General features: G+C 33.9%; 31 protein-coding genes and 1 riboswitch. Of the genes, 1 reads left to right on the top strand and 30 read right to left on the bottom strand.

Annotated features, from left to right (window positions below; genetic code table 11):
• Positions 1 to 313: 313 nt before the first annotated feature.
• From prfB to AQ616_RS09015, 21 genes are all read right to left on the bottom strand, one after another.
• Positions 314 to 1,415 (bottom strand): peptide chain release factor 2 gene (prfB, locus tag AQ616_RS09115; protein ID WP_139136345.1). Its coding sequence is split into 2 segments (ribosomal slippage): positions 314 to 1,342 and positions 1,344 to 1,415, totalling 1,101 coding nucleotides; the frame shifts between segments, so codons are not numbered across the junction.
• 93 nt (positions 1,416 to 1,508) lie between these two features.
• Positions 1,509 to 4,025 carry a preprotein translocase subunit SecA gene (secA, locus tag AQ616_RS09110; protein WP_069685597.1) on the bottom strand — a complete coding sequence of 839 codons (2,517 nt, stop codon included), beginning with the start codon at positions 4,023 to 4,025 and terminating at the stop codon, positions 1,509 to 1,511.
• Between the two features lie 205 nt (positions 4,026 to 4,230).
• Positions 4,231 to 4,383: a hypothetical protein gene (locus AQ616_RS19615; protein WP_017797686.1), complete on the bottom strand. Its 153-nt coding sequence runs from the start codon at positions 4,381 to 4,383 to the stop codon at positions 4,231 to 4,233.
• Between the two features lie 297 nt (positions 4,384 to 4,680).
• Positions 4,681 to 5,229: a ribosome hibernation-promoting factor, HPF/YfiA family gene (hpf, locus tag AQ616_RS09100; protein WP_069685595.1), complete on the bottom strand. Its 549-nt coding sequence runs from the start codon at positions 5,227 to 5,229 to the stop codon at positions 4,681 to 4,683.
• Between the two features lie 366 nt (positions 5,230 to 5,595).
• Complete coding sequence (gene fliT / locus AQ616_RS09095; protein ID WP_069685594.1) at positions 5,596 to 5,949, bottom strand: flagellar protein FliT; 354 nt, start codon at positions 5,947 to 5,949, stop codon at positions 5,596 to 5,598.
• Positions 5,949 to 6,350 (bottom strand): flagellar export chaperone FliS, encoded by a 402-nt coding sequence (fliS, locus tag AQ616_RS09090; protein WP_017797690.1) that lies wholly within the window; start codon positions 6,348 to 6,350, stop codon positions 5,949 to 5,951. Before fliS ends, fliT begins: the two co-directional genes overlap by 1 nt.
• 17 nt (positions 6,351 to 6,367) lie before the next feature.
• A complete protein-coding gene (locus tag AQ616_RS09085; protein WP_069685593.1) occupies positions 6,368 to 7,861 on the bottom strand; it encodes a flagellar hook-associated protein 2 in 1,494 nt (497 codons plus the stop codon).
• A gap of 12 nt (positions 7,862 to 7,873) precedes the next feature.
• Positions 7,874 to 8,236 carry a flagellar protein FlaG gene (gene flaG, locus AQ616_RS09080; RefSeq protein ID WP_017797692.1) on the bottom strand — a complete coding sequence of 121 codons (363 nt, stop codon included), beginning with the start codon at positions 8,234 to 8,236 and terminating at the stop codon, positions 7,874 to 7,876.
• 128 nt (positions 8,237 to 8,364) lie between these two features.
• Entirely contained in the window at positions 8,365 to 8,592 is a 228-nt protein-coding gene (csrA, locus tag AQ616_RS09075) for a carbon storage regulator CsrA (RefSeq protein WP_017797693.1), read from the bottom strand.
• Positions 8,592 to 9,035, bottom strand: coding sequence for a flagellar assembly protein FliW (fliW, locus tag AQ616_RS09070; protein ID WP_069685592.1), 444 nt, complete (start codon positions 9,033 to 9,035; stop codon positions 8,592 to 8,594). The genes csrA and fliW overlap by 1 nt, the downstream gene beginning before the upstream one ends.
• Positions 9,036 to 9,056: 21 nt before the next feature.
• On the bottom strand, positions 9,057 to 9,611 hold the full coding sequence (locus tag AQ616_RS09065) for a DUF6470 family protein (protein ID WP_069685591.1): 555 nt from the start codon (positions 9,609 to 9,611) through the stop codon (positions 9,057 to 9,059).
• Positions 9,612 to 9,691: 80 nt separating this feature from the next.
• Positions 9,692 to 10,573 carry a flagellar hook-associated protein FlgL gene (flgL, locus tag AQ616_RS09060; RefSeq protein ID WP_017797696.1) on the bottom strand — a complete coding sequence of 294 codons (882 nt, stop codon included), beginning with the start codon at positions 10,571 to 10,573 and terminating at the stop codon, positions 9,692 to 9,694.
• Positions 10,574 to 10,581: 8 nt separating this feature from the next.
• Positions 10,582 to 12,051 (bottom strand): flagellar hook-associated protein FlgK, encoded by a 1,470-nt coding sequence (flgK, locus tag AQ616_RS09055; protein WP_069685590.1) that lies wholly within the window; start codon positions 12,049 to 12,051, stop codon positions 10,582 to 10,584.
• A gap of 21 nt (positions 12,052 to 12,072) precedes the next feature.
• A complete protein-coding gene (locus AQ616_RS09050) occupies positions 12,073 to 12,555 on the bottom strand; it encodes a flagellar protein FlgN (protein ID WP_069685589.1) in 483 nt (160 codons plus the stop codon).
• Between the two features lie 18 nt (positions 12,556 to 12,573).
• Positions 12,574 to 12,831, bottom strand: a complete 258-nt coding sequence (gene flgM / locus AQ616_RS09045; protein WP_017797699.1) for a flagellar biosynthesis anti-sigma factor FlgM — start codon at positions 12,829 to 12,831, stop codon at positions 12,574 to 12,576.
• A gap of 61 nt (positions 12,832 to 12,892) precedes the next feature.
• On the bottom strand, positions 12,893 to 13,318 hold the full coding sequence (locus AQ616_RS09040) for a TIGR03826 family flagellar region protein (RefSeq protein WP_069685588.1): 426 nt from the start codon (positions 13,316 to 13,318) through the stop codon (positions 12,893 to 12,895).
• Between the two features lie 598 nt (positions 13,319 to 13,916).
• On the bottom strand, positions 13,917 to 14,486 hold the full coding sequence (locus AQ616_RS09035) for a ComF family protein (protein WP_240490483.1): 570 nt from the start codon (positions 14,484 to 14,486) through the stop codon (positions 13,917 to 13,919).
• Between the two features lie 104 nt (positions 14,487 to 14,590).
• Positions 14,591 to 16,012, bottom strand: a complete 1,422-nt coding sequence (locus tag AQ616_RS09030) for an ATP-dependent helicase ComFA (RefSeq protein ID WP_069685586.1) — start codon at positions 16,010 to 16,012, stop codon at positions 14,591 to 14,593.
• A 63-nt stretch (positions 16,013 to 16,075) separates the two neighbouring features.
• Positions 16,076 to 16,915: a DegV family protein gene (locus AQ616_RS09025; RefSeq protein WP_017797703.1), complete on the bottom strand. Its 840-nt coding sequence runs from the start codon at positions 16,913 to 16,915 to the stop codon at positions 16,076 to 16,078.
• A gap of 130 nt (positions 16,916 to 17,045) precedes the next feature.
• On the bottom strand, positions 17,046 to 17,738 hold the full coding sequence (locus AQ616_RS09020; RefSeq protein WP_017797704.1) for a response regulator: 693 nt from the start codon (positions 17,736 to 17,738) through the stop codon (positions 17,046 to 17,048).
• Positions 17,739 to 17,843: 105 nt separating this feature from the next.
• The gene (locus tag AQ616_RS09015; protein ID WP_017797705.1) at positions 17,844 to 18,983 is read right to left on the bottom strand and encodes a sensor histidine kinase; all 1,140 of its coding nucleotides are present in this window, start codon (positions 18,981 to 18,983) and stop codon (positions 17,844 to 17,846) included.
• 154 nt (positions 18,984 to 19,137) lie between these two features.
• On the opposite strand from AQ616_RS09015, the gene AQ616_RS09010 reads away from it, so the two are divergent.
• Entirely contained in the window at positions 19,138 to 19,788 is a 651-nt protein-coding gene (locus tag AQ616_RS09010) for a YigZ family protein (protein ID WP_017797706.1), read from the top strand.
• A gap of 52 nt (positions 19,789 to 19,840) precedes the next feature.
• Here the strand turns inward: AQ616_RS09010 and AQ616_RS19610 are convergent, their stop codons facing one another.
• From AQ616_RS19610 to AQ616_RS08975, 9 genes are all read right to left on the bottom strand, one after another.
• Positions 19,841 to 19,996: a hypothetical protein gene (locus AQ616_RS19610; RefSeq protein ID WP_168156638.1), complete on the bottom strand. Its 156-nt coding sequence runs from the start codon at positions 19,994 to 19,996 to the stop codon at positions 19,841 to 19,843.
• A gap of 122 nt (positions 19,997 to 20,118) precedes the next feature.
• The gene (locus tag AQ616_RS09005) at positions 20,119 to 20,604 is read right to left on the bottom strand and encodes a VanZ family protein (protein WP_069685585.1); all 486 of its coding nucleotides are present in this window, start codon (positions 20,602 to 20,604) and stop codon (positions 20,119 to 20,121) included.
• 344 nt (positions 20,605 to 20,948) lie between these two features.
• Entirely contained in the window at positions 20,949 to 21,275 is a 327-nt protein-coding gene (locus AQ616_RS09000) for a helix-turn-helix domain-containing protein (RefSeq protein WP_017797709.1), read from the bottom strand.
• A gap of 78 nt (positions 21,276 to 21,353) precedes the next feature.
• Positions 21,354 to 21,482, bottom strand: a complete 129-nt coding sequence (locus AQ616_RS19200; protein WP_017797710.1) for an anti-repressor SinI family protein — start codon at positions 21,480 to 21,482, stop codon at positions 21,354 to 21,356.
• A gap of 22 nt (positions 21,483 to 21,504) precedes the next feature.
• A riboswitch (cyclic di-GMP riboswitch) is annotated at positions 21,505 to 21,589 on the bottom strand.
• 114 nt (positions 21,590 to 21,703) lie between these two features.
• A complete protein-coding gene (locus AQ616_RS08995) occupies positions 21,704 to 22,363 on the bottom strand; it encodes a TasA family protein (protein WP_017797711.1) in 660 nt (219 codons plus the stop codon).
• Positions 22,364 to 22,393: 30 nt separating this feature from the next.
• On the bottom strand, positions 22,394 to 22,987 hold the full coding sequence (gene sipW, locus AQ616_RS08990) for a signal peptidase I SipW (protein ID WP_017797712.1): 594 nt from the start codon (positions 22,985 to 22,987) through the stop codon (positions 22,394 to 22,396).
• The gene (tapA, locus tag AQ616_RS08985; RefSeq protein ID WP_230199349.1) at positions 22,984 to 23,763 is read right to left on the bottom strand and encodes an amyloid fiber anchoring/assembly protein TapA; all 780 of its coding nucleotides are present in this window, start codon (positions 23,761 to 23,763) and stop codon (positions 22,984 to 22,986) included. Before tapA ends, sipW begins: the two co-directional genes overlap by 4 nt.
• A gap of 499 nt (positions 23,764 to 24,262) precedes the next feature.
• Positions 24,263 to 24,823, bottom strand: a complete 561-nt coding sequence (locus AQ616_RS08980) for a TasA family protein (protein ID WP_017797714.1) — start codon at positions 24,821 to 24,823, stop codon at positions 24,263 to 24,265.
• Positions 24,824 to 24,884: 61 nt separating this feature from the next.
• A complete protein-coding gene (locus AQ616_RS08975) occupies positions 24,885 to 25,469 on the bottom strand; it encodes a TasA family protein (RefSeq protein ID WP_017797715.1) in 585 nt (194 codons plus the stop codon).
• Between the last annotated feature and the right edge of the window lie 134 nt (positions 25,470 to 25,603).

Genomic DNA, 25,603 nt, shown 5'->3' with positions numbered 1-25,603 from the left:
AGAACACCTATACATATTGTTATATAAAGGTTTTATGGAATTTATGGCAAATTTATGAAAAAGATTGGATAACTTAAAGCGCGTGTGTATAAAAAATTTTTAAGAGAATGAATAGGTTTTGAAAACCGGCTTCAGAAATACTCTCCGCTTACCCTAAGGCGGCTGGTGAGCCTTCGTATGTTCCGCATTCGGGGTCTCACCTATTCCTTGCTTCCACAGAAGTCCCCGTATATTTCTTACGCTTATTTTAGAGCATCCGGCCTTCGACAAAAACTTTTTTCTCAATTATTTTCCTAAAAACCTCCGTTTAACTTTAATCCATTTGCGAACGTAGATAAGCATCAATGAAAGGATTTATATCTCCATCCATAACTGCTTGTGTATTACCAGTCTCTGTATCTGTTCGATGGTCTTTAACCATAGAATACGGGTGGAATACATACGATCTAATTTGACTTCCCCAGCCAATCTCTTTTTGTTCTCCACGTATATCGTCTAATTCTTGTCTTTGCTTTTCTACTTCTAATTGATATAGTTTTGATTTTAACATTTTCATTGCTGCTTCTCTGTTTTTTATTTGAGAACGTTCATTTTGACACGTAACAATGATGTTTGTTGGTAAGTGGGTAATTCGAACAGCAGAATCAGTAGTATTGACATGCTGCCCACCAGCACCACTTGCACGATACGTATCCACTTTAATATCCTCTGTTCTAATATCTACATCGACATCGTCTGACATTTCTGGAGTAATGTCACATGAAACAAATGAAGTATGTCTTCTACCAGAAGAATCAAATGGTGAGATACGTACGAGACGGTGTACTCCTTTTTCAGCTTTTAAATATCCATATGCATTATGGCCTTTAATTAGTAGCGTTACACTCTTTAGACCAGCTTCATCGCCTGGTAAATAATCTAAAGTCTCCACCTTAAAACTACGTTCTTCCGCCCAGCGCTGATACATTCTAAGTAACATACTAGCCCAATCCTGAGATTCTGTACCTCCTGCACCTGGGTGCAATTCCAGAATAGCATTATTCGCGTCATATGGTTCACTTAATAATAGCTGTAACTCAAATTGATTTATATCTTTTATAAACTGTTGAAGTTCAGCATGTAGATCTTCAAATAGTTCTTGGTCGTTCTCTTCTTTTACTAACTCATAAGATACTTCAAGATTTTCGAGATTTTCTTCAATTTCTTCAAATCCATTTACATATTCTTTTAGACCATTTGTCTCTTGTATCACACTTTGGGCTTTATTTTGGTCATCCCAGAAAGAAGGATCTGCCATTTCTGCCTCTAATTCAGCAATTCTGGCCTTTTTCACATCTAGGTCAAAGAGACCCCCTAAAATCTTCAACGCGTGAAGCTATTTTATTCAACTCTTGTCTTATCTCTGTTAATTCCACTTATATCTCTCCTTAAACATTATAATCATAGAATAGCCTCCTAGTGCATTTTTGATTACACCGGAGGCTTTACAGTTATATTTTAGGTCATCTTTATTGACCGTGGCAATTTTTATACTTTTTACCACTACCACAAGGGCAAGGATCGTTTCTTTTTACCGTGTTGGATTTTACAATCGGTTTTTTCGATTTTTTCTTACCACTATCTTCTCCACCAGAAACTGCTTGTGTATTTTTCACAACTTCTTGCCTTTGTAAGTTTTCACGGATCTGTGCCTTCATAATGTACTTAGCAACTTCATCTTCAATGTTTGCTACCATTTCTTCAAACATCGAGAAACCTTCCATCTGATACTCACGTAAAGGATCATTTTGTCCATAAGCTCGTAAATGAATACCTTGTCTTAATTGATCCATTTGATCAATATGGTCCATCCACTTGGAATCTACAGTACGTAACAGAATAACTTTTTCAAATTCACGGAATTGTTCTGGTGTTAATTCCTCCTCTTTAGCATCATATCTCTCTTTTACCTTTGTCATAAGGAGTTCTGTAATTTCACTTGCTTCTTTATCTTTTAGATTATCCACATGAATGGTATCTGGATCAAATAAGTTACCATTGGAATATTCAACAATCGCTTCTAGATTCCAATTTTCTTCATCATTGTCTTGTGTATGCGTATCTACCACACGTTCAATCGATGATTGAATCATATTTTCAATGATCTCTCTTAGGTCGCTATCAGCATCAATAACTTCAAATCGTTGTTTATAAATAATCTCACGTTGTTCACGTAATACGTCATCATACGAAAGAATCGTTTTACGAGCATCGAAGTTATTTCCTTCTACTCGTTTTTGAGCTGATTCCACCGCTCTTGAAACCATTTTACTTTCGATTGGTTGAGAGTCATCCATTCCCAAACGTTCCATCATTGATTTTAAATTATCTGAGCCAAATCGACGCATTAATTCATCTTCCATGGAAAGGAAAAATTGAGATATACCTGGGTCACCTTGTCGACCGGAACGTCCACGAAGCTGATTATCGATTCGTCGAGATTCATGTCGTTCTGTACCGATAACGGCTAAACCTCCCAAATCTTTAACACCTTCACCTAGTTTAATATCTGTACCACGTCCAGCCATGTTGGTAGCAATCGTTACTGCCCCTCTTTGACCAGCATGTTCAATGATATCTGCTTCTCTAAAGTGGTTTTTCGCATTAAGCACCTCATGCTTTACTCCTGCACGTTTTAACATCTTAGAGATTAACTCAGAGGTTTCTACTGCAACAGTACCTACTAGTACTGGTTGTCCATTTTCATAGCGTTCTTTAATATTTCCCACAACAGCCCGGAACTTACCTTCCATAGACTTATAAATCAAATCTGCTTTATCGTCACGAGCAATAGGTACATTAGTAGGAATTGCGATAACATCCATATTATAGATATTCCTAAACTCTTCTTCTTCTGTTTTAGCAGTACCAGTCATACCTGATAATTTATTGTACATACGGAAGTAGTTTTGGAAAGTAATTGATGCTAATGTCATACTTTCATTTTGAATTTGCAATCCTTCTTTTGCTTCTATTGCTTGATGAAGTCCATCACTATAACGACGACCTTTCATTTTTCTTCCTGTGAACTGGTCAATAATTACCACTTCACCTTCTTCAACCATATAATCAGTATCACGATGCATCGAGACATGTGCTTTCATCGCTTGATTTATATGATGTGTCAAAGAAACATGATCTAGATCAAATAAATTCTCAATTGAAAAGTATTTTTCAGCCTTATTTATACCTTCCTCTGTTAGCTGAACTCCTTTTGTTTTCTCGTCATAGGTATAATCATTTTCTTTATTTAATGTTCTTACAAATCCATCTGCCTGCTGATAGAGTGCTGCTGATTTTTTCGCGGAACCAGAAATAATCAATGGTGTACGAGCCTCATCAATGAGAATAGAATCCACCTCATCAATAATTGCATAGTTTAAAGGTCTCTGCACCATTTGCTCTTTATATAAGACCATATTATCACGCAAATAATCAAAGCCAAATTCATTATTTGTTCCGTAAGTGATATCTGCTTGATAAGCTTCTCGTTTGTCATCTTTTGAAAGGCCATTATGATTTAACCCTACTGTTATACCAAGAAAATCAAATAATTTCCCATTCTCTTTCGCATCACGTTCTGCTAAATAATCATTAACAGTGATAATGTGAACACCCTCATCTGTTAATGCATTCAAGTATGCAGGCATCGTGGAAGCAAGTGTTTTACCTTCCCCTGTTTTCATTTCAGAAATATTTCCCTCATGAAGGGCAATTGCACCTACCAACTGTGTACGGAAAGGGCGCATTCCAAGCACACGCTTAGAAGCTTCTCTAACTACTGCATAAGCTTCTGCTAATAAGTCATTCAGAGATTCCCCGTTTTTATAACGGATTTTAAACTCCTCTGTTTTATTTTTAAAATCTATATCCTCGAGCTTTTCCATCTCAGGTTCTAGCTGTTCAATTAAATCTACTTGTTTTTCTAATCGTTTTAATTCTTTTTGGTTACCATCACCAAATATTTTGGTTAAAATGCCTGCCATATCTAACGCTCCTCAATAATTTCAATCATTGAATTTTCTATATGATACCATTATTATCATAACACTTTATAAACTGATGTGACAACTAAGCAAGTAGTTAAATAGTACGTAAATGATATTATGCATAAAAAAATAGAGCGATAGGATTCTATCAACTCTATAAAAGAGGAAAGTATTGCGAGGTAGTTGAAAAGGGGAACCAATTTTAAGTAGGAAGTTTCTCTTTTTCATGAGGGGAGATTTCGGAAACTTTTTTGTTTGTAGTGGCAATGATTCGAAGTAATTGAATAACTTTTTCTTCTTGTTTATCTAGTCGTTGAGCTAATTCATGAAGTAATTGGCGTTCATTTTCACTCAACTTCTCACCCCCTTTCAACGTTTAGCTCATTTATATCATGTATCTAGTTTGTTTCCAAACTGGTATTTTTCTATTTAATATATTAGAAATGCAATGATCTGGCCATAAGTATGTAAAAACACTACTTGATTAATTTCAAATATTGGATTCCTATAAAATTCTACCTTTAAAACCGTATTTTCATTTTTTATTCGACATTTTTTGACAAAGTGTTCTCGTATAATTACATACAAAATGAGCTTGGGACAAAATAAATACTTTGTCCCAAGCTCATTATTATCTATATAATTAAAAGTTTTAAACATGTGGTTCTATTAAACCATATTTTCCATCTCTTCGTTTGTAAACTACATTTGTTTCACCAGAATCATCATTTGTAAATACGAAGAACTCATGTCCTAACATATCCATCTGTAAGATAGCCTCTTCGGAATCCATCGGTTTTAAATTAAATCTTTTTGTACGTACGATTTCTAATTGATTTTCATCTTCAGCTAATCTAGCTTCTTTTTCCATTTCTGCAAAAGCATGTTTAGGAGAACCATTTTGTCTGAACTTACGATTTATTTTTGTTTTATGCTTACGAATTTGTCTTTCTAACTTATCAACGACTAAATCCACTGCGGCATAGAGATCAACATGCTGTACCTCTCCACGGAGGAGCAAATTGGTCATTGGAATCGTAACTTCGATTCGTTGCTCATCATTGTAGACACTTAAATTGACATGTACATCCGTATTTGGAGCTGAATCAAAATATCTCTCTAGCTTGCTAATCTTTTTCTCAACATATTCTTTGATTGCTCCAGTAACTTCAATATTTTCGCCTCGAATATTAAACTTCATACAAGTGTCCTCCTTTTGTACTTTATATATTTATTATATCACTATATCACAAACATCTCTTCTCTAAACTTGTATTTCATCACAAAATCGCAAATTACTGGTTTATGATTGTAAATAATTATGATATTAAAAATACAACACACAAGATAAAAGAATGCCAATTAACTCTATTTTTATTCGAGACGGTTAATATTTATGATAGTAAAATATTGTCGGATTTAATTATGAATAGTAAATTACTTCTGTCCCTGCTAAAAAGCGTCCTTTTGCAATGGTAAGCAAAGACCAGCAATACTCGGTTTTTATACAGGATATATTATTATGAAATTTTTCATTATAGCTATGCTTCACCGCTACTCTATAAGATTATTTTTTATTATCCATAAAATATCCATCGCTGGATTGTACATGTTGATAAGGGTTCGTATAGGAGTGATTCGATTTCTTTTTCTTCTTCATTAGTTTTAATTCTACTTTAATTTGATCAAATATTACATTCATTTTAATTTCAATTTGCTGATTAAGTTTAACAACTTCAGTACCTAAAGTTTCCTCTTTAATACTATATGGTTCAGTTAAATCTTGTAGTAATTGACCACGTTCTTCTATTTTCTGTTGCAACATTTCAATAACTTGTTCACGATTCTTAACTGTTATTTCTTCATCCAACAATAGTTGCATACTTTTTGTTATATTAAATATTGGCTCTACACGATTCATTATACAGAAGCACCTTCATTATATTGCTGTTGGCGATTTTTAATTATCACTTGCTTCCATGTATCACGAAATTCAGTAACAAACCCTAGGACTTCGTCTAATTTAGAAGTATCATTATGAACATTAGCTTCTTTTAATTGGTACTGCATATATTCATACAAAGGAAGAATTTGTTTAGAAATAGCAATTTTCGAATCTAAAGTAATCATCAACTCATGAATAATATCTTGCGCTTTCTGGATGTTCTTATTTTTACCTGCGAAGTTATCTGCTTGTATATCCTTTTTCGCCTGCTTAATAAATTTCATACACCCATTATAAAGCATTAAAGTTAGCTCTCCGCTTGATGCTGTATTCACTGAATTATTTTGATAGGTTTGATATGCTTTGTTCGCTACCATAAGCCTCTCCTCCTTATCTATCCTTGTGCCATTCCAGAACCAAAGTTAGACATTAACATAGACGACTGCTGATTCATCATGGAAATTGCTCTTTCCATCTCGGAGAATTGTCTCCAGTATCTTGCTTCTGTTAGCTCTAGACGACGCTCAAAATTTGTTATTCTACTATCAATATCTTTCATACGCTTACCTAAAGTATAGTTATCCAAAGATGTATCGGTTGCTTTACCTGCACGCTGACTGATTTGTGCCATGGTGGTATCTACAGCATCTTCTAAACGATTAATTAATCCTCTATCTTCTCCATCACTACTGTTAGAAAATAGCTTTTGCACACTTTCAGGATCTTCTGTAAGTGCTTCTCTTAATTTAGATTCATCAACAACTAACTTACCACCGTCCAAATAATTGTTTGAGGTAGTAATACCAATTTCGGTTAAACTTGAAAATGCTCCCTCACCATTTACAGAGCTATACCAACTCTGTCGCATATTATACAATCCGTTAGTTAACGAAGATTCCCCTTTGAGAAGCCCACTTTTGGCTTTTTCTTCCCATAGTTCAATTTCTCTTTCTGTCATTTCTTTTTTCTGTTCTTCTGTTAAAGGAGGAAAATCACGATATTTTTCTTCCTGTTGAGAACCATTTATTGTTTCAACAATTTCATTGTATTTATCAACAAATTTCATGATATTTTCAACAGAAGCATCCACATCATTATTGACGGTTAAGGTTGCATTACCATCAGTTGTATCATAGAACTGAAATGTCACTCCATTTAAGGAATATTGATTATCACGAGATTCAGTTTCATACGCATTATTGTACGTAAATTTTGCATTTTCTCCGCCTTTTTCCTCACTCATGGAAAGATGTAAACTATCCGTAAGAAAACTATCGGTAAAGACAATCTCATTATCTATACCATTTTCCGCTTTCGTATTGTATTTACCTGTACGTGTTGTCTCCATAATGACTTTATTCGCATTTTCATCAAATGTCATTCGGACCGGACTATCTTTGTCATCATTAATTTTTTTAAATAGATCACTTAATTTATCGCCTTCATTAATTTGATACGTATGCGTTTGAGCATTTCCTTCTTTATCAAAAGTAGTAAATACTACATCTTCTGTAATTCCTTGTTCATGTAACGTTTGATCTTGATTTAATGTTAATTCATTCTCACTTACGTTAATCGCCGACGTAGCTAATTGACTTACATTTATCGAATACGTTCCATTAGATGCCCCTGCGTTTGCAGTAGCTTTCACCGCATCACTTTGCGTAGAGGAAATCATTTTGGAATTATACGTAGAACTCAATTTCATATCGAGCATCATATTATCTAATTCGGATAATAGTTTATTTACATCACGAAATGCATCACGTTGCCATTCAAGTTTTGTTTTATCCTGTTCTAATTTATTTAAAGGTATTCTTTCTGCTTGCATTAGATCTTTAATAATCGATTCTGTATCAATTCCACTGGCTAATCCGCCAATTCGCATACCATCACATCCTTAGATTTTTTCGTCAATTAAGAATCCCATAAATTCTGCTAACTCTGCGTACATATCTAGCATTTTCTTTGGAGGTATTTCCTTAATAATCTCACTTGTTTCTGAATCTACTACTGTTACATAGTATCGTTCTAACTTTTCATGCATCTCAAATTTAAGATTTCTTCTTATTGGTTTTAACAGTTCATTCATCTGATCTACTGCAACTTCTAAATCTACTTTGTTTACAAGTTTTTCGGCATATCCACCCTGTATTTGATGACTGTTTTCGTTTGTTATACTTTTTGTTTGGGATAATGCAACTTCTTTCGTTGGTATACCAACAACAGCTGGTTTACTAGTTCCAATATTATTCACTGTCATTGTAGTTACACTCCTCATTGATTTATTTATATATCGGTCAATTTAGGTTTTGTTTTAAGATGCATTTATGGTTTATTACTTTTATCTTTCTGACCATTAATAAAAATCTATCTTAAACATTCGTTTAACTATGAAGTTGAATCACTTTTTAAAAACTGAAGTAAATTTCTATCTAACTTGGCAGCTTCATTGTTTTGATTCGTAATGTCCACATATATTTCTTTTCGATAAATATCTACAGACTTTGGAGCACGGATTCCTAATTTTACTTGGTCTCCTTCAATCGCAATGACTTCAATTTCTATATCTTCCCCAATTTGAATAGCTTCACTTTGTTTTCGCGATAATACAAGCATCATTCTCCCTCCTTTAATGGAGGTATATGTATAGGTGCTTGTGATGAATAATCTTCAGAATTTATTACATATTGCTTCGCTAATTGTTTCTCCATATTTATTACAATCGGCGCCTTTAAGTTAATCGTACTTTTTTGAAATGGATCTTTTAATGTCATAATCGTAAAGACAGCAACATCTTCTTGTGATGTGATTTGTAAAGATTCAATCGTATAATCATCCAGTTCGAATGTATAAGAAGTATAGATTTGATATGGATCGGTAATTACAAAAGCAAGGTTCGGATTATGTATGGATTGTAAAATATGGAATAATTGATTTTCTGGAATTTCTAATACGACAAACTCTCTTTCTTCTGCAAATCCTGGTAATCCTGCTTGAAATTGGAGTATTTTTTCTTCATCAATAACAATATTCCCTAAATAACTAGACTCAATTTGCATGATATATCACCTCTTAATTTTCTAGGCTTCTAGCCAAATGTCTAATTCTGGTTGCTGTTTTAAAGAAATCTCCACATCACCCGGTTGGTAGGAAATTTGTGGTTGATTCACCTTTGCGCGTATAATGGGTTCATTTCTTATAACGGTTATATCTATTTCTGACGGTTGATAATTTGTCTGTACAGCAAAAGTAGAAGGAATAAACTTAATCCCTAATGACTTGTAAGGCTCGTACGCATTCGCAATACTTTGTTGTTGAATTGGATTCGATTGATGTTCGATTTTCATTAATTGATTTCCTTGCCGGGCTCTTCTAGCAATTCCGTTCATCACTTCTTGTTTACCTTGCGCAGCTATTTTTTCCGTCCGACGCAATATCCCCATTAGATTCATATCTTCCCAAGCTTTTGATTGATCAATAGTCAGTTTGCTTGGTTTTGTTTGAATTTTTAATTCTGCTTGAGGTTGTTGTATCGTTAAATCTGCTTGGCGTTGTGAAATAAATTGCTTTGCATTATTTGTATTTATTGCAATTTGTCCTAGTTGAGAACGCATCTGCAATTGTGGAATTTGCATGTAGTTCACCCCTTCAAATCATCTCATTTACACTCATTATTCGATAAAAGACCCTGAACCTTTTGGCCAGGGCCTTTTCATTATCTTAAGAAATCAATTAAAGATGGTTGAATAATGCGTGAACCAGCTGATAATGCTGCTCGATGGAGACTTTCCTGTGTAATTAGTTTTGTGATTGCTTCTGCAAAATCCACATCTTCATTATCAGACATCGTTTGTGTCGCCACAATTTCTTGCTCTGATAAACGATTTTCAATTAGTTCTAATCGATTCATTCGCGCACCTAGTTCAGCCCGTGAATTAATTATTTGGTTGATGCCTGCATCGATTTCTCCGATACTTTCATCGATGTTCTCTCCATTTTCCAGATTTGTAATAAAATTATCTACTGCTGTAAATAAATCTGGTTCTCCACCAAACACATCTCCACCATTTACATTTGCTTTAAGTTTTGTTCCAGCAGATACTTCGATAACGACATCATTATCTTGAAAAGCAGTCGTTATATTTCCATCTTCATCCACAGTAACTGGTGGTGTATTCGTATTGGTGCCATTAAAAATATATTTACCATTTACATTTGTATTGGCAATATCCGTAAGATGTCCTTTTAATTCATTGGCTTCTTGAAGAATACTTTGCAACTCATCTTCACTGTTCGTACCATTATTTGCTTTTACGGCTAATTCTCTAAGACGTTGCATTGCTGAAGTAGCCTGGTTTAGGGCAGAATCAGTATTGTCCATCCAATTATTTACTTCAGATGTATTACGTTGATATTGTTCTACACGCACTAACTCTGATCGATAACCAATACCTTTCATTGCAACTACGGGATCATCAGAAGGTTTGGTGATTTTTTTTCCTGTATAGAGCTGCTCCATATATTTGTTCATTTGAGCATTACTATTGGTTAAATTTCGCAACATATTATTCGATAACATTGACTGTGTAACACGCATTTAAATCACTACCTTCCTACTAATCCCATACGATTAATAATCGTATCTATCATTTCATCCATTGTCGTCATTCCTCTTGCCGCAGCATTGTAAGCATGCTGGAATTTAATCATATTCGACATTTCTTCATCAAGTGATACTGCACTTATTGAATGACGCTGATTTTGCACTTGATGTTGTAATGTCATTGTATTTTCTTGCATTGTATTCGCTTGTTCAGCTTTTACTCCAAGATCCCCAATAATTGATCCAAAATAGTCATTAATTGAAGCCCCATCTAGAAGGTCATTCGCATTCGTAAAAATGTCCGCTAGTGCACTCGCGCGATCTCCATTTCCAGCTTCACCGTCAGCACTGGCATTAATATCTTCATAGTCTTCAAGTATGACCGATATTGCTCCTGCTGCACCTTTTTCATCTGTTAAATCAGCAAAGAAAAGTGCCCCTCCATCTTGGGAGTGAATCTCATTAAAAGAAGTAGCAATAGCATATGCTAATTCATCTAACCGATTCATCATTTCCGGATAATCTCCAACTCTCTCTTCACCATCCAAGTAACCATAGGACTCAACAAGTCCGCTCAAACTACCTTTTGATGATAGGATGCTTTCGCCGTTCACTTGAATATTCTCAATAACTGTTAAATCATTTTCTTCCCCTTCATTATATAGAGGAGCTTCAATATGATTGACTGTGCCCTCTACTCCATCAACTAACGTTGCAATCGGATCACCGCTATCATTGAGAACTTCTACTGTAGCTACGCCATCTGCTCTATTTTTTGCATGACTATTATCATAGGTAACTTTTATATTTACAATTCCAGAAAGCTCATCTAATAGAACGTCCCTTTTATCATATAAATCATTCGCATCATAACCATGTGTTTCCAAATTCTTGATTTGTGCGTTAAGATTATCAATACTGTCTATTAGAGAATTGGCATCTTTTACCGTCGTATCAATTTGGTTACTTAAGTCCGAACGGATGGTACTCATGGATGAAGATAAATAATTAAATGTATCTGCTAATGCATGACCGCGTTCTAATACAACAGAACGCGCACCCGCATTATCTGGATTTACTGCTAAGTCTTGTAAAGATTGCCAGAACTGATTCATCGTTTTTGATAGCCCCGAATCACTTGGTTCATTCATTACATTTTCCATTCTGCTTAACGCATTTGCTCGTTCTGTCCAATATCCAGAACTGTTGTTTTCACTACGAAACTGGTTATCTAAAAATTGGTTGCGAATTCGTTGGACAGAACCAGCTTCCACTCCTGTTCCCATTTGTCCTGGAATATTTGGACGATTTCTAGAGGCATACGGAAATCCATTCATCGCTTCTAAGTTAACCCTTTGTCTTGAATAGCCTTCCGTATTTGCATTCGATATATTATGTCCGGTTGTATACAGTGCACTCTGTTGTACGGCTAATGCTTGTCTTGACATTTCTAATCCATAAAAAGTACCCATTTCTTTAGCTCCTTTTTCTCACTAAGCTTTTGAATCAAAGACAGATCTGCTAGTATCCTTCGTTTCTTTTCCAGACCCATAGTTCATCGTTTTAATAGTTGGACTCATTAAATCTAATGATAATTGAACAAATTTCATCGATTCATTTAATAACACTTGATTCAATTGTTCTTGTCTTTTAAATTCCTTAATTGTATCGGTTAAAGATGTTGCAATTGTTAAAAGCTCTTCTTGCTTATCTTCATCTATATAATCAATGATTTCTGAAATAGTAGGGGTTGGGTTTGATAATTTAACTTCTAAAGCCCACTCTTGAACAACCTGCATTCTTTCTTCTTCACAATGTTGCAATTTCCGAGCAAGTTTTCTTTCTTTTACTAGTAAAGACTGAAGATCATCAATATGACCATCTTTGATTTCGACTGTTTTTTCCTTCGATAGCTCTAAAATTTCTTGATGCATCACTAACAACTTATTTATTGCAGAAATTATTTTTTCCGACAATCTCTATCCCCCCTAACTTTATTTTTTCCAGAAGTTCATCAACTTTTGAGCAGTTTGATCATAATCAACTTTATATTCACCAGCATTGACTTTCTTTTTTAATTCTTCTAGGAAAGCTGCTCGCTTCGGATCACTTGCGCTTTCTTGTAATTGTTTTGCTTTAGAAGAAATCTCAATTTGGTCTTTTTTATAAGCATCACTTTTTTGTTCTGGTTTTGGTTGGATGGATTGTTTATATGGATTAAAATTGGTTGGATTTGGTCCATTTATTTTCATTTTCCGTCACCTCTTCCACTAAAAATAATATCGGTAATAAATTACTTATTCTGTAATTGTATTATTTTCCATGTTTATCTATAGCATAATATGTATCTACTTTCTTTCCTTCAGACTGTTCATTAATTAATTTTCTTTCTTCAATTTGCTCAAAAGCAGATAATTCTTCTTTTAATTTATCTAAACAATTATCACAGAATTTTCCACTCGTAATTGTTGTATTACAATTTTCACAAGGATACCCTAAGTTTGGAAAGTTTTTCACTTGTAATCTGCGTTCTTTTATAAACTTTGTTATTAAAACTTCTTTCACTTCTGTAGCATCTACAATTTCAGATAATGTTGCTTGTCTATTTTTTCTTACTCTTAGAAACGCATAGACTTTTTGAAATGCCTGTTCTTCCTTTTGAAAACAATCTGTACAAATATCACGAGTTGTCTTCACATAAACAGTGTCGCAACGTACACAATTTGCTAATTCCCCCACTGTTATCTCTCCTCTTTCAATGATAACAAAATAAGTCTACTCATACTTGATTAATTGGTAACGTTTTATAGTTAGGTTATTCTTGATTATATCATCGTCACAAATAGGCATTATGTTAATAGTTATATTAAAAATAAGCATATTGACCTAACCAGTCTCACTTTCATTGGAAAGAACGAATAAGTATATACCTTTATACCTATATCATTCACTAATTTATTCCAGGTATAAAAGTGTTAGTAAAAAATCCAACCGTTCATTATATTATTTTGTTGATGAAGCTCATTTGCCGTATATACATTAATTACTAACAAGGGGGAGGTATAATGAAATACCCTTATCTTATTACCGTTCATCTTATCCATTTACTCTTGTTTCGCTATTGTAACCTGGTAGAATCCAAATTTTGAACCAATAAAGTTTACTATTTTTCCTTCTATCCCTTTTGATGGTTAATTACTTAGTTACAATCAGGAGTAAAAGATGGATTGTACTGCTAGTTTTAATCATATTTTACGCTGTCATTACTTTACTTACGCTCACAGTGGCAACGCCATATCTGTATAAAGTTTTTATTTTTAAATGTTTGTACAAATCATTATCCTCTTATAAGTGTAAAAGTATAAACTTCCGGACAGCCATTTTTTAATAAAATCGAAGCTGCCTGTCGAATAGTAGTTCCTGTTGTATAAATATCATCAATAAGAACAACTCTTTTTCGAATTGGCTTCAAAAGATAATATGGATTAGAAGACCTCAATCTGTCTATTCTTGATTTCTTTGACTGTTTTTCACTTGCCTTTCTTCCAAGTGCTTCTTGAATGGGCATATCTAACATTTCAGCTAGCGCAAGAGCTTGATTAAAACCTCTCTCATTCATACGTTTAACACTAAGAGGAACAGGTACTAAAATTAATTCTTTGTTTTGAGATAAAAAAATACTCTCAAACGAATACTTCAACTCCTCGCGGAATATTTCACGTAATACATAGTCACCTCGAAACTTCCACAATGAAATAATATTTTTCATCCATTCATTATAATGAAATAAGGAATAATTAAATTGAATTACCTCGCCAAGTTGATCCCATTCAATACAATCATGACATATTGATAATTGACTTGGACGGCTACAAACCGAACACCTACTTCCTGTTATCTTTTCCATGTTAGAAGCACAAACAGTACAAATAACATGTTCTCTTTTAAATGTTAACCAACTTTCCCAAGAAACTATTGTATCTAAAGATTGACCGCAACTTAGACATTGACTCATAATTTTTTTCCTTTTTTGTTCATATTAATAATCAATTGCTTACTTTTTTCCATTGCCTCTGTTCTCCCGTTATGAAAGTATACAACTTCTCCAGCAGGATCGTCAGCACTTCTCCCAGCCCGGCCCGCAATTTGCACAAGCGCAGCTTCATCAAAGACTTCATGTCCTGCATCTAGAACTGCAACATCTACGGATGGGAATGTTACTCCTCTTTCCAATATTGTGGTTGTAAGTAATACTTGTAATTTCTTTTCGCGAAATGTATTAACCTTTTCTTCCCTACGCTGATCTTCCGCATATACCTCTTGGAATTCTGATTGATGCTTGATAGTACGATGGTGAAGTAATTCTATACATAAGTCTTCTTTTAAATCTTTTGCTAATTGAACTGTTGGAACAAAAATTAATAGTTGTCTTTCTGGTTTTTTTCGCATGGATAGCCATTTTAAAAAATTTGGAGGAATTTGTTTTTTAGACAAGTATTGTTGAAGTCGAAAAGTCATCTTCATTGTTGGTTCTGGTAATGGGTAACCGTGATAACGTAAAGGAACAAAGACATGTGGAAGTTTTCGTTGTCGAATTCTTTTTTGTAAATCTTTACGAGGCGTTGCAGTTAGATAAACCGTAGTTGCATTGGGCTTTTTTGCATGAACTGCAGCATAAGCTAATGTATCATCATAATAAAAAGGAAAAGCATCTACTTCATCAATTACTAATACATCAAAGGCTTTTTTAAATCGCATTAATTGATGTGTAGTAGCCAATATAATTTGAGTCATTCCTTTCTTATTTACACTACTTCCATATAAAGCTTCTACAGGAACTTTCTCAAATGCTGACTGTATTCTCGGATACAATTCACGAATAACATCCACCCTTGGCGAAACAATCGCAATACGTTTTCCTTGTTGCAGACAGTAATTGATAGCGTGGAAAAGCATTTCCGTTTTACCAGATCCACAAACCGCCCAGATTAGAAATTCTTTTTCTTTTCTTTGGATGGCTTTTACTAAACCAGTGGAAGCAACCTGTTGAGCCTGCGTTAATTCGCCATCCCACGTTAAAGGATTCTTATGATATATGTGTTTCATTTGTATCCCATTCCATCGATATAAAGGTTTACATTCACTTATCCTTCCCATTTGAATACAATTTCGACAGTAGTAATGTTTTTGATTACAAAGGCTACAAGGATAAGTAGAAAAAAGGGTTCGTTTTTTATTGCCACATCGCATACATTGAATAGATAAACCTTTTTGGATAATCGCTTTTACGGGAATAAGTTGATGGGTCGATATGAGGGTTTGGTGACATTTCATGGGGAAAGGAATTTCTTCTTCCAATAACAATTTATTAGATAAATAATACGAGATTAATAATGGTGAGGATGTAATACGTTTACTATCTTTTTCTTTCATATATGCACCTCCATATATTATCATCGTGCTGTATATTAGCATACATACAGCACGAATTCAGTATTATTTTTTATACCATCCAACGCCTACTGCACCTTCTCCAAGGTGAGTACCGATTACAGGACCAAAATAACTAATTGAAGTTTCTGCATTTGGATATTTTTCTTTAAATTGTCGTTCTAATTGTATTGCAGACGCTTCATCATTTCCATGGATAAACACAACTCGTAAATCATTGCTTTCAGCATCATCATCTAGCATTCCCATAATACGATGAATAGCTTTCTTTCTAGTTCGAATTTTTTCAAAAGGAACAATTAGCTTGTCCTGGAAATGAAGAACTGGCTTTACTTGCAACAGACTTCCAATTAACGCTTGTGCACCTGATAGCCTTCCTCCACGTTGTAAATTTGTTAAATCATCTACCATAAAGTAAGCACGTACAGATTGCTTCATTTCATATAAACGATCTATAATTTCATTCACTGATTTTCCTTCTTTTGCTAATTTAGCAGCCTCTATGGCATAAAATCCTTGAACCATACAACTTATTTCTGAATCAAAGGTAATTACTTTGATCCCTTCAACCATTTCCCCTGCACTTGTGACAGTTTGATAAGTGCCACTAATTCCACTAGATAAATGAATAGAAATAACTGCATCGAAATCCTCTGCTAATGATTCAAGCTTCTTGGTTACATAGCCAATGGAAGGTTGGGAAGTACTTGGAAGTTCTTTTGTTATTTTCATTTTTTTATAGAATTCTTCTGTCGTTATATCAATTTCTTCTTGATATGAAGCGTCATCAAAAATAACGCTTAGTGGTACCATATGTATATTATATTTTTCTCTATCTTCCCTCGAGATATAAGCCGTACTATCTGACATGACAGCTATCTTCATGACTATCCTTCTCCTTAATAGGTTTTAACTGTAGTTATTTTATTTTACATGAATTCCTACAAAAAATCGACCTTTCAACAACAGAAATAATGCCTTGGTGATGTACACCAAGGCATTTTTATTTCCCTTGTTAAATTACTTCTACCCATCCTTTACGGATAGCAGATACTACAGCTTGTGTTCGATCATTAACGTTCATTTTTTGTAGAATATTACTTACATGGTTTTTTACTGTTTTTTCACTAATATATAGTGTCTCTGCTACTGCTCGATTACTCTTTCCGTCAGCTAGCAATTGCAGTACTTGACATTCTCTTTTTGTAAGTAAGTGTAACGGCTTTCGATATTCAATTCCTTTATCCGCAATACTGGAAGAATTTTCTTTAGCCAAGCGTCGATATTCTTTTACTAAATTATGTGTAACACGCGGATGTAAGTATGATCCACCCTCGCTTACTACTTTAATTGCATCAATTAAAGCATCTGAATCCATCTCTTTCAATAAGTATCCTTGAGCTCCAGTTTTTAATGCGTGCGTAACATAACTTTCGTCATCATGAATCGATAAAATAATAACCTTTGAATTCGGAAAGTATCTTACTAAATCTGCAGTAGCCTGAACCCCATTAATCTCAGGCATATTAATATCCATAAGTACAACATCTGGCGCGTTTTCTTTTACAAGCTTAGATGCCATAGAACCATCATCACCCTCAGCTACTACTTCAAATGACGGTTCAAAATCTAGTATTCTTTTTACACCTTCTCGAAACAACTTATGATCATCAATTAATACAATTCTTACTTCTTTCTCTGTAATCATTTGGAAAAACTCCCTCCCGATGATAGTAATTCTTTTTATAGTTCCCTACACGAAATGACAGTAAATAATAATTCTATTTCTTCTATCTATTCTTCTATTATATACTTAACTTGGCGAATATGGAACTTTAATTATTATAGATGTTCCTTTTCCTATTGTAGATTTTATATTTAATTCTCCCTCAAGCATCTCTACTCTTTCTCTCATCCCAATAAGACCAAAGGATTTGTCATTTTTTTCATTTTGATCAAAACCTTTTCCTTCATCTTTCACTATCAATGTTAAATCTTCTCTACGAATCTCTAATTTAACTTGAATTAATGCAGCTTCACTATGTTTAATCGCATTTTGAATCGATTCTTGCATCAATCGAAACAGAGCAATTTCATACTTTTGGTTCAATCGTTTTTCTTCGCCAATAACATTAAAGTTTATTGTGATTGAATGATATTCTGAAATACTTTCTACATATTTTCTAATCGTAGGTATAAGTCCTAAATCGTCTAGTGCCATTGGACGAAGGTCGTAAATGATTCTTCTAACTTCATATAATGAAGATCGAACCATTGTACGAACACTACGAATCTCCTCAATTGCTTGCTCATGTGTTCCTTTTTTTATTGTTCTCTCTAGTATTTCTGATCGAAGTAACATATTCGCTAGCATTTGTGCAGGACCATCATGAATCTCTCTTGATAGCTTCCTTCGCTCTTCTTCTTGTGCTTCAATTATCTTCAAGCCAAATTCTTGCTTTTCTTTGGCGTTTTCGATCATTTCATTAACTTGACGAAAATCATCCTGTAAATAATTTAAAATAACAGCAATTTTACCTGCTAAATTTTCAGCTCGGTTGATAGTATGTGATAACCCAATTAACCTTCGTTCAAGTTCATCTCTTTTTTCCCTCAGCGATTTCTCTTCTTGTCTAAGAATAGCAAGCTTCGTTTGCATTAAATGTGTATTTTCATAAACTTCTCGAATTTCATCTTCGGAATATTTTTCAAAATATTTACTGACTTCAGCTAATCGCTTACGAGAAAATCGAACTCTTTCTTCCAGTTGGTCACCATTTTGAATATGGCGTAAAACTTTTTCTTTGGTTAATTTAAGCTCTCGAACTAAATGTTCATGCTCTTTTCTGGCTTCTTCACTTATATTAAAAATTTCATCTTTACTGTTTTCAACTACATCAACCATTTCATTAACCACATAATCCAAAGCTTTATCACTTATTTTTATTGCCATAATACATCCACCAACCTATGTTATAATTATTCGTAACGTCTCTCTGTTTGTAAGGGTCAGATTAAGAATATTTCAAAAGATATTATTTATCCCATCCTTATACTCATAAAGTGATCTATCTACTATAATGTAAGTTTGAGGTGAGAAAATCAAGATGTTAAATACTTATTATACCGTAAAACAACAAGGAATGGATGAAATAACTATTCAAAAATCTCGATTTATTGGATATGTCAAACGTGTGGAAACAGAAGAGGAAGCGCAAGAATTTATTCAAGAAATTAAAAAAAAACATTATAATGCAACACATAACTGTTCGGCATATATGATTGGAGAAAATGATCACATTCAAAAAGCAAATGATGATGGTGAGCCTAGTGGAACAGCTGGAGTCCCGATATTAGAGGTATTAAAGAAAAAGGGCTTAAAAGACACCGCAGTAGTAATAACTCGTTATTTTGGAGGGATAAAATTAGGAGCTGGTGGTCTAATTCGTGCTTATGGAAGTACTACTTCTCAAGCAATCAAAACTACCGGAATTGTAAAACGTCAACTAATGCAAGGTATCTCTGTAAAGGTTGAATATACTTTACTCGGTAAATTAGAGAATGAATTAAGACAGTCTACCGAATTTATATTGGATGATATTCGTTATCTGGAAAATGTGGAGTTTATTGTATTTGTTAAACAAGGAGAAGAATCTCAACTTCTTTCTTGGATTACTGATATAACAAATGACCAAGCAATAATTGAATTACGAGATACAAAATATATGGAGATTGATGTGGAAGATACTGCTTCCTGACTATGAGAAAAGCCTACGAACGTAAATCAAAATACGTTTGTAGGCTTTTTTACTATCTTGCAGTGTGTATATACTTTTTTAAGTTTGGATTCATTGATAACTCTTCAACAAGCTGCTTAATTAACTCTTCAGAAGAGCCTATCTTTTGATTTTCGGTATCATGAATCATTCGTTGAAGAATATTCTGATACTGTTCTTGCTCTTTCATTTAACTCTACCGCCTTTTACTAGAATATAATTTTATATTCCGTTAATCATGTAGTCGGATTTTGTCTTATGATGAAATTTATTGTAGCTAATCGTAATTTTATACAATTTTTTCAAACATGTCTATACTTTTTTTGTAATCTGAAAAATCATAGCAATTACAATTAATGCTAGACTTCCTCCCAATATATCTAAGATTACATCTCCGACATATGGAGTTCGATTTGGAGTAATTCCCTGATGAAGTTCATCAGCAACAGCATATAGAGCAGTAAGAGTAATAGACCAAATATATATTTTACTTCTCTTCCATTGCGTGTTCTTTATAAAAGATATGAAAAATAAACATGTTAATACAAAAAATACGCCGACATGAGCACTCTTTCTTATAAAGAATTCAATAAAACCCTCTATTCCCAATGTTTTTACACTTACAATAGATGAATGATACGTAAATTCAATCCAAGATAAATATGGAGATAAAAATCGTAAGTCTAACCCACTTAATAAAGGTTTTACATCTTGGTTCTCATATGGCGTAGCAGATGAAATAAAAATTACTACCATCCACATAATTGGTAATAGCCAATATAATAATTTTAAGCGCATTACAAATACTTCCTTTTTGTGTGTTCAAAAAAGAGGATGGAAAGGACCGAGAAGATCGAGGCGGCATAGCTTTGAGTACCTGAAAATACGTGAAGAACGGAAAAGCAAGCCAACGAACTTCCACAGGATGTGGTGATTGCTGCGTTGCCCACAGGACATGGGCGATTTTGGCAGAAGGTCCCTCTGAGATGTGTCATTTTCCGGACATTTTGAACAACCCTTTAGATAAACTTCTACAGAAATATTACTCGTATCTAGTATATACAATTTCAATATAATTGCCACATCATATGTACATCGTATCTAAAAATCATTAGCCTGTTAAGATTGTAAAACTTAACATACTAATGATTTTTTTTTTGACGCCATTTATTAAATTCAAGGTATTCTTTAAATTGCTCTTTTGATACCCCAGATTTCATCGCTTCTTGAACTATTTGCATCCATTCTTCATCAAGGTCAACTTCCTCATTATTATCTTCTAAGATTATTTCATTTACACTAACGCCTAACACATTACTGATTTTTTCAATAAATTGAATAGAAGGATTAGATTGAAGGTTACGCTCAATCGAACTTAGATATGATTTAGCGACTCCTGCTCTTTCTGCTAATTCGGAAATGGACATTCTTCTTTCTTGGCGAAGTTGTTTTATTTTCTTGCCGATCAAGCTCATCACCTACTTTCACTGCAAATTATAACATAACTGCAGCGAATAGTTCTATATTGCGTACGTTGTTGATACAAATTATAACTTTTGTCCCGTAATCATTATGAACTGTCTTATTTCTTCAATTGTAAGTCCCAATTCTTTCGCTTGTTTAATTAAACGTACCCACTCTTGATCAACCTTAACAGAATGTAATGTTTTATCCACAATTCAGTCCCCTACCTTACATCCAGATAGTCCAGCCATCTTAGTAAAAACACCTTAGATCTGTGACTTTGCGTCCCTACTTTTCAATAGGTTTGCCTTTTTCTGAGGATTTCGTTTGATTATAAGACTATCATACTATAATATCTTGCTTGTTTGTTTGACTTGTTTTGTCATATAAACACTAGTTTTGCAAGGGAAAATCATATTTATGATAAATGAATTTATTTAGGAATAGACTTGTATTTTTGCCAAATTACTACGAACAATCCAACAGATACAATCAAAAGTCCTAATAGTAATATTGAGAATATGGAAGTAGCCGTGTTTGGGAGCAATTGATTATTGGAATCTCCATTATCGTTATCAACTAAGCCCGAAACTTCAGCCACATCGTTGTCTTTATTTCCTTGAATGGTGTCTCCTTCTGCATAGAAGATAAATGAAAAAGAGCTAGATACACCTTGAAACTCATTACCTAAATGTTCAGGAAAAGTTACTGTGATGTGTAAATCTTCATGATTTTCTGCATCTAAATATCTTGAAGGTATTGAAGAAAACTCAGAAATCTTTCCATCATATAATTTGTTCTGATCAACATCTTCAATTAATAACAAAAGCTCATTAAACAACTTATCATTACCATTATTTTCGACAGACATTTGATATTCAAATTCGCTACTCCCTGAGTTATTAATCGTTAGCGTTCTTGGTGCCCAATCACCAGGTTTCATATTTTCAATATTAAATAGGAAGTCATCAGGTGTTATGGATAATTCAATTTCGTGCGCATTTGAATTATCAGTATCAGCATGAGAATGATAGGGAAATATTAACGATACGGTAATACCAAGACAGACAATAAGCAGTAAAATTTTCTTCATTTCTTCACCTCTACTTATATGTTCATACAATCATGTGGCGATTTGTTTATCTTCTTTATTATCGTGCAATGCTTTCTGATGTCTTTCTAATTCACGTAATCCCTGCCAAATGGTAATCACAGCATACCCCAAAAGCAATACACCTGGTATTAGCAACAGAAAAGCTCCATTTTGCGTTTGTGCGAAGCTTACGAGATATCCTAAATACGGTATTGTAAAACCTGTATATTCAGCGATAACATTTTCTGCAAAAACAGGATTAACATCTGCTGCGTTATTGTTATCTCCTTTTGTTTGGTACATGATGTGTTCTCCATTGTTCAATACTTCTGTAACCCGGTGAGTGACAAGTTTTGAATCCTCTTCCATAAATGTGATGACATCACCTTCTTGAAAACGAGTCGTATCCCCACCAGTTTCTACAGCAATGACAGATCCTGTTTGAATATCCGGCTCCATGGAACCAGATAATACAGTCTTGAACTGATAACCAAATAATTCTGGTTCTCCGCCACTTGCTTTCGTTGTAATAACAATAGTTGCCATCGCAACTAATCCAAAGAAAAGTACAAATGATATTAGATTACTTCCCCATTTTAGTAGCTTTTTTTTTGTTATTCTCATTGATTGCTCTCCTCGCTTTCACCCGTTTTTTCAGCTTCTGATTGTTCTACTTTTTCTTCATCCTCTATATTCGTTTCAGGTACAGTTTCTATATCTTCAATTTCAGCTTGATCATTATTATTTGAATTTTCTTCTAACTTTTGTTCTTCTGTATTATCAACATTACCCTTCGTATTCTTTTCCACATTATTGTTCTCTTTGCTACCGTTCTCTACTTTCTCTTCTTTTTGATTTTCATTCTCAGCTGTATCTTCTTTTTCTTGCTTGTTGGATTTACACTTAATCAAAATCTTTTTACTCCATTCATCATGCTGTTTTCCGTCATTTTTAAATTCAGGATGTTGGAGTACTCGAAATTGATAAGAACCATTTTTAGCAACATCAAATTTTAATGTAGCTTGTTTTCCAGATTTAAGAGGGGCTAATTCTTTTGTACTTATTTTTTCTCCCTTTGCTGGATCACCGTTTTTACTAAAATACACTTCATAAGTAGTTGACTGTTTCATATCTTTTCCAATATTTTTCACTTTCGCCTGGAGAGTTTGCACACCACAACTAGTAATTGGATCAGTTCCTTTTTCAGTGAATACAAGTTCACTTCCATCCCACCAAACTCCCGCTCGCACATACCCATCTTGATTTCTCTCTGAAAAAAACGAGGCTGTTCCAGTTGTAGTAATCATAGATAAACAGGCAATTGCTACGTATAATATGCCAACTAATTTAAGTATAAATATACTTTTCTTCTTTGATTTAAACTTACGAACTCGCTTCATACGCAAGTTAACCCCTCCCCTGATTAGCTATTACTTTGGTTTATTAATTATTAACCGGAATAATTAGTAAATCAAAGTATACTAAACAACAAATATGTATTAGAAACTGATATATAAATCAATTTTAAAATAAGATATTTTGTGTGAGATGCGAATTTCGCTGTTTTGATTTTCATTACAGGCGAACATTTTTTAGGTTTTTTAGCTATTTTGAAAAGAAGAACTCTTTTCAAGTGGATCCTCAACTCGTTATTCTGAGCAGGAGTCGCCGTCTTTCATTACAACCAAAGACAAGTTTTACTATAATTCGAACGTAATTATATATATCACTTAATTAATTAAAAGAAAACTTAGCTATTATGAATTGACTCATATATAGATAAAGAAGCAAAAATAACCTTTTTACCACGGTTAGAGATGAGATCCCGTGTACTAATGCACTGGGAGTCTCATCTTATTTATACACCCTGGTTTATTACTTATCTAAATAAATACCACTTTACTCTGCTTCCTCTTGACTTGCATGGAAGATTAGGTCGAATTTCAATTCATCACCTTGAAACATATTTTGATCGCCACCATTGTCTTTAAACCAGAAATCAAATTGTAGTTGTGTTGTAGATTCAGACACTTGGCCTTCGGTGAGAATCACATCTTTTAATTCACTTATTGGAATATACTCAGATAAAACTTCATCTGAGTCTTTATTAGTTATTTTGACTAAAATATGATCTGCAAAATTAGCTTTATTATTATCTTTATTTTTATCATTAATAGAATAAGAAGAAGTTAGAAGCACATCTCTAAACGTAAGCGATCCTGCATTATGCAGATTAATAAAATATGTTTCCTTATCCCCAGGTTTTATATCTTCTAAGGATATATCGAGTTCACCTGATTTATCTGGTGATTGTAATTCTAAATCCAGTGTTCCTGAGACAAATGAATTTTGAGTGGTTTCCGTATCACTAAAAAAGGCAAACGTCCCACCACCTACAAATCCCATTCCAATCATTCCTGCAGTGACACCAATTAAAAGTTTTTGCTTGTATTGCTTCATTGTCAAACCTCCCTAATCTATAAATTAAAAGAGAAGGGAGGTTAGCCCTCCCCTAGATGTATTAACGTCGTTCCCCTTCAGTTTGTTTTGCATTAAACAACCATTTAAGCTGTAGAGAATCGCCTTGGAATTCATTTTGGTCTTCTCCGTTATCTTCAAAAGTAAATTTGACTACAAAATTGTGTGTCTTGCCAACTTCTAAACCAGGTTTAGTCCAAAATAGTAGTCTTAATTCTTTGATTGCTTCTGGCGACATTGTTTCTAGATCCTTAAGTGTGGTGGAATAAATAACATTATCAAGTTGGTTTGCATTATATAAGAAATCAACTTTTATATGCTCACCAAAATCCCCAGTATTGTTACCATCTGCATCAATTACTTCATATTCTGTATCTAGCAACACTTCTTTTATAGGTAATGAACCATCGTTTTTTAGTTTAAAAGTTTCTATCATGTAATCGCCTGGTTTTAAGTTATCTACATCAACAATTACTTCCGGGTGAACGCTTAAATCTAAGGTACCAGCTGTAAAGTTTGCTGTTGCTTCTGCTGTATCACTAAAATATGCAAACGTTCCTCCACCAATTAGTCCTAAACCTAATATTGCAGTTGCAACACCCATACCTAATTTTTTCTTTAATTTCATGTTCTTTTCCTCCAATTCATCATTTAATTTCGCTGTTTTCTTTTTTCCTTTTACTACGATTGCTATAATTAAAATAAGTCCTTTTTAACGGGTCCATGCTAACATGACCACAGCGATTTGCCCCCTCCCTATGT

Origin of the sequence: Oceanobacillus sp. E9, from assembly GCF_001741975.1 — a bacterium.
Lineage (GTDB): Bacteria > Bacillota > Bacilli > Bacillales > Amphibacillaceae > Oceanobacillus > Oceanobacillus kimchii.
This window is presented reverse-complemented; position numbering and strand designations above follow the sequence as displayed.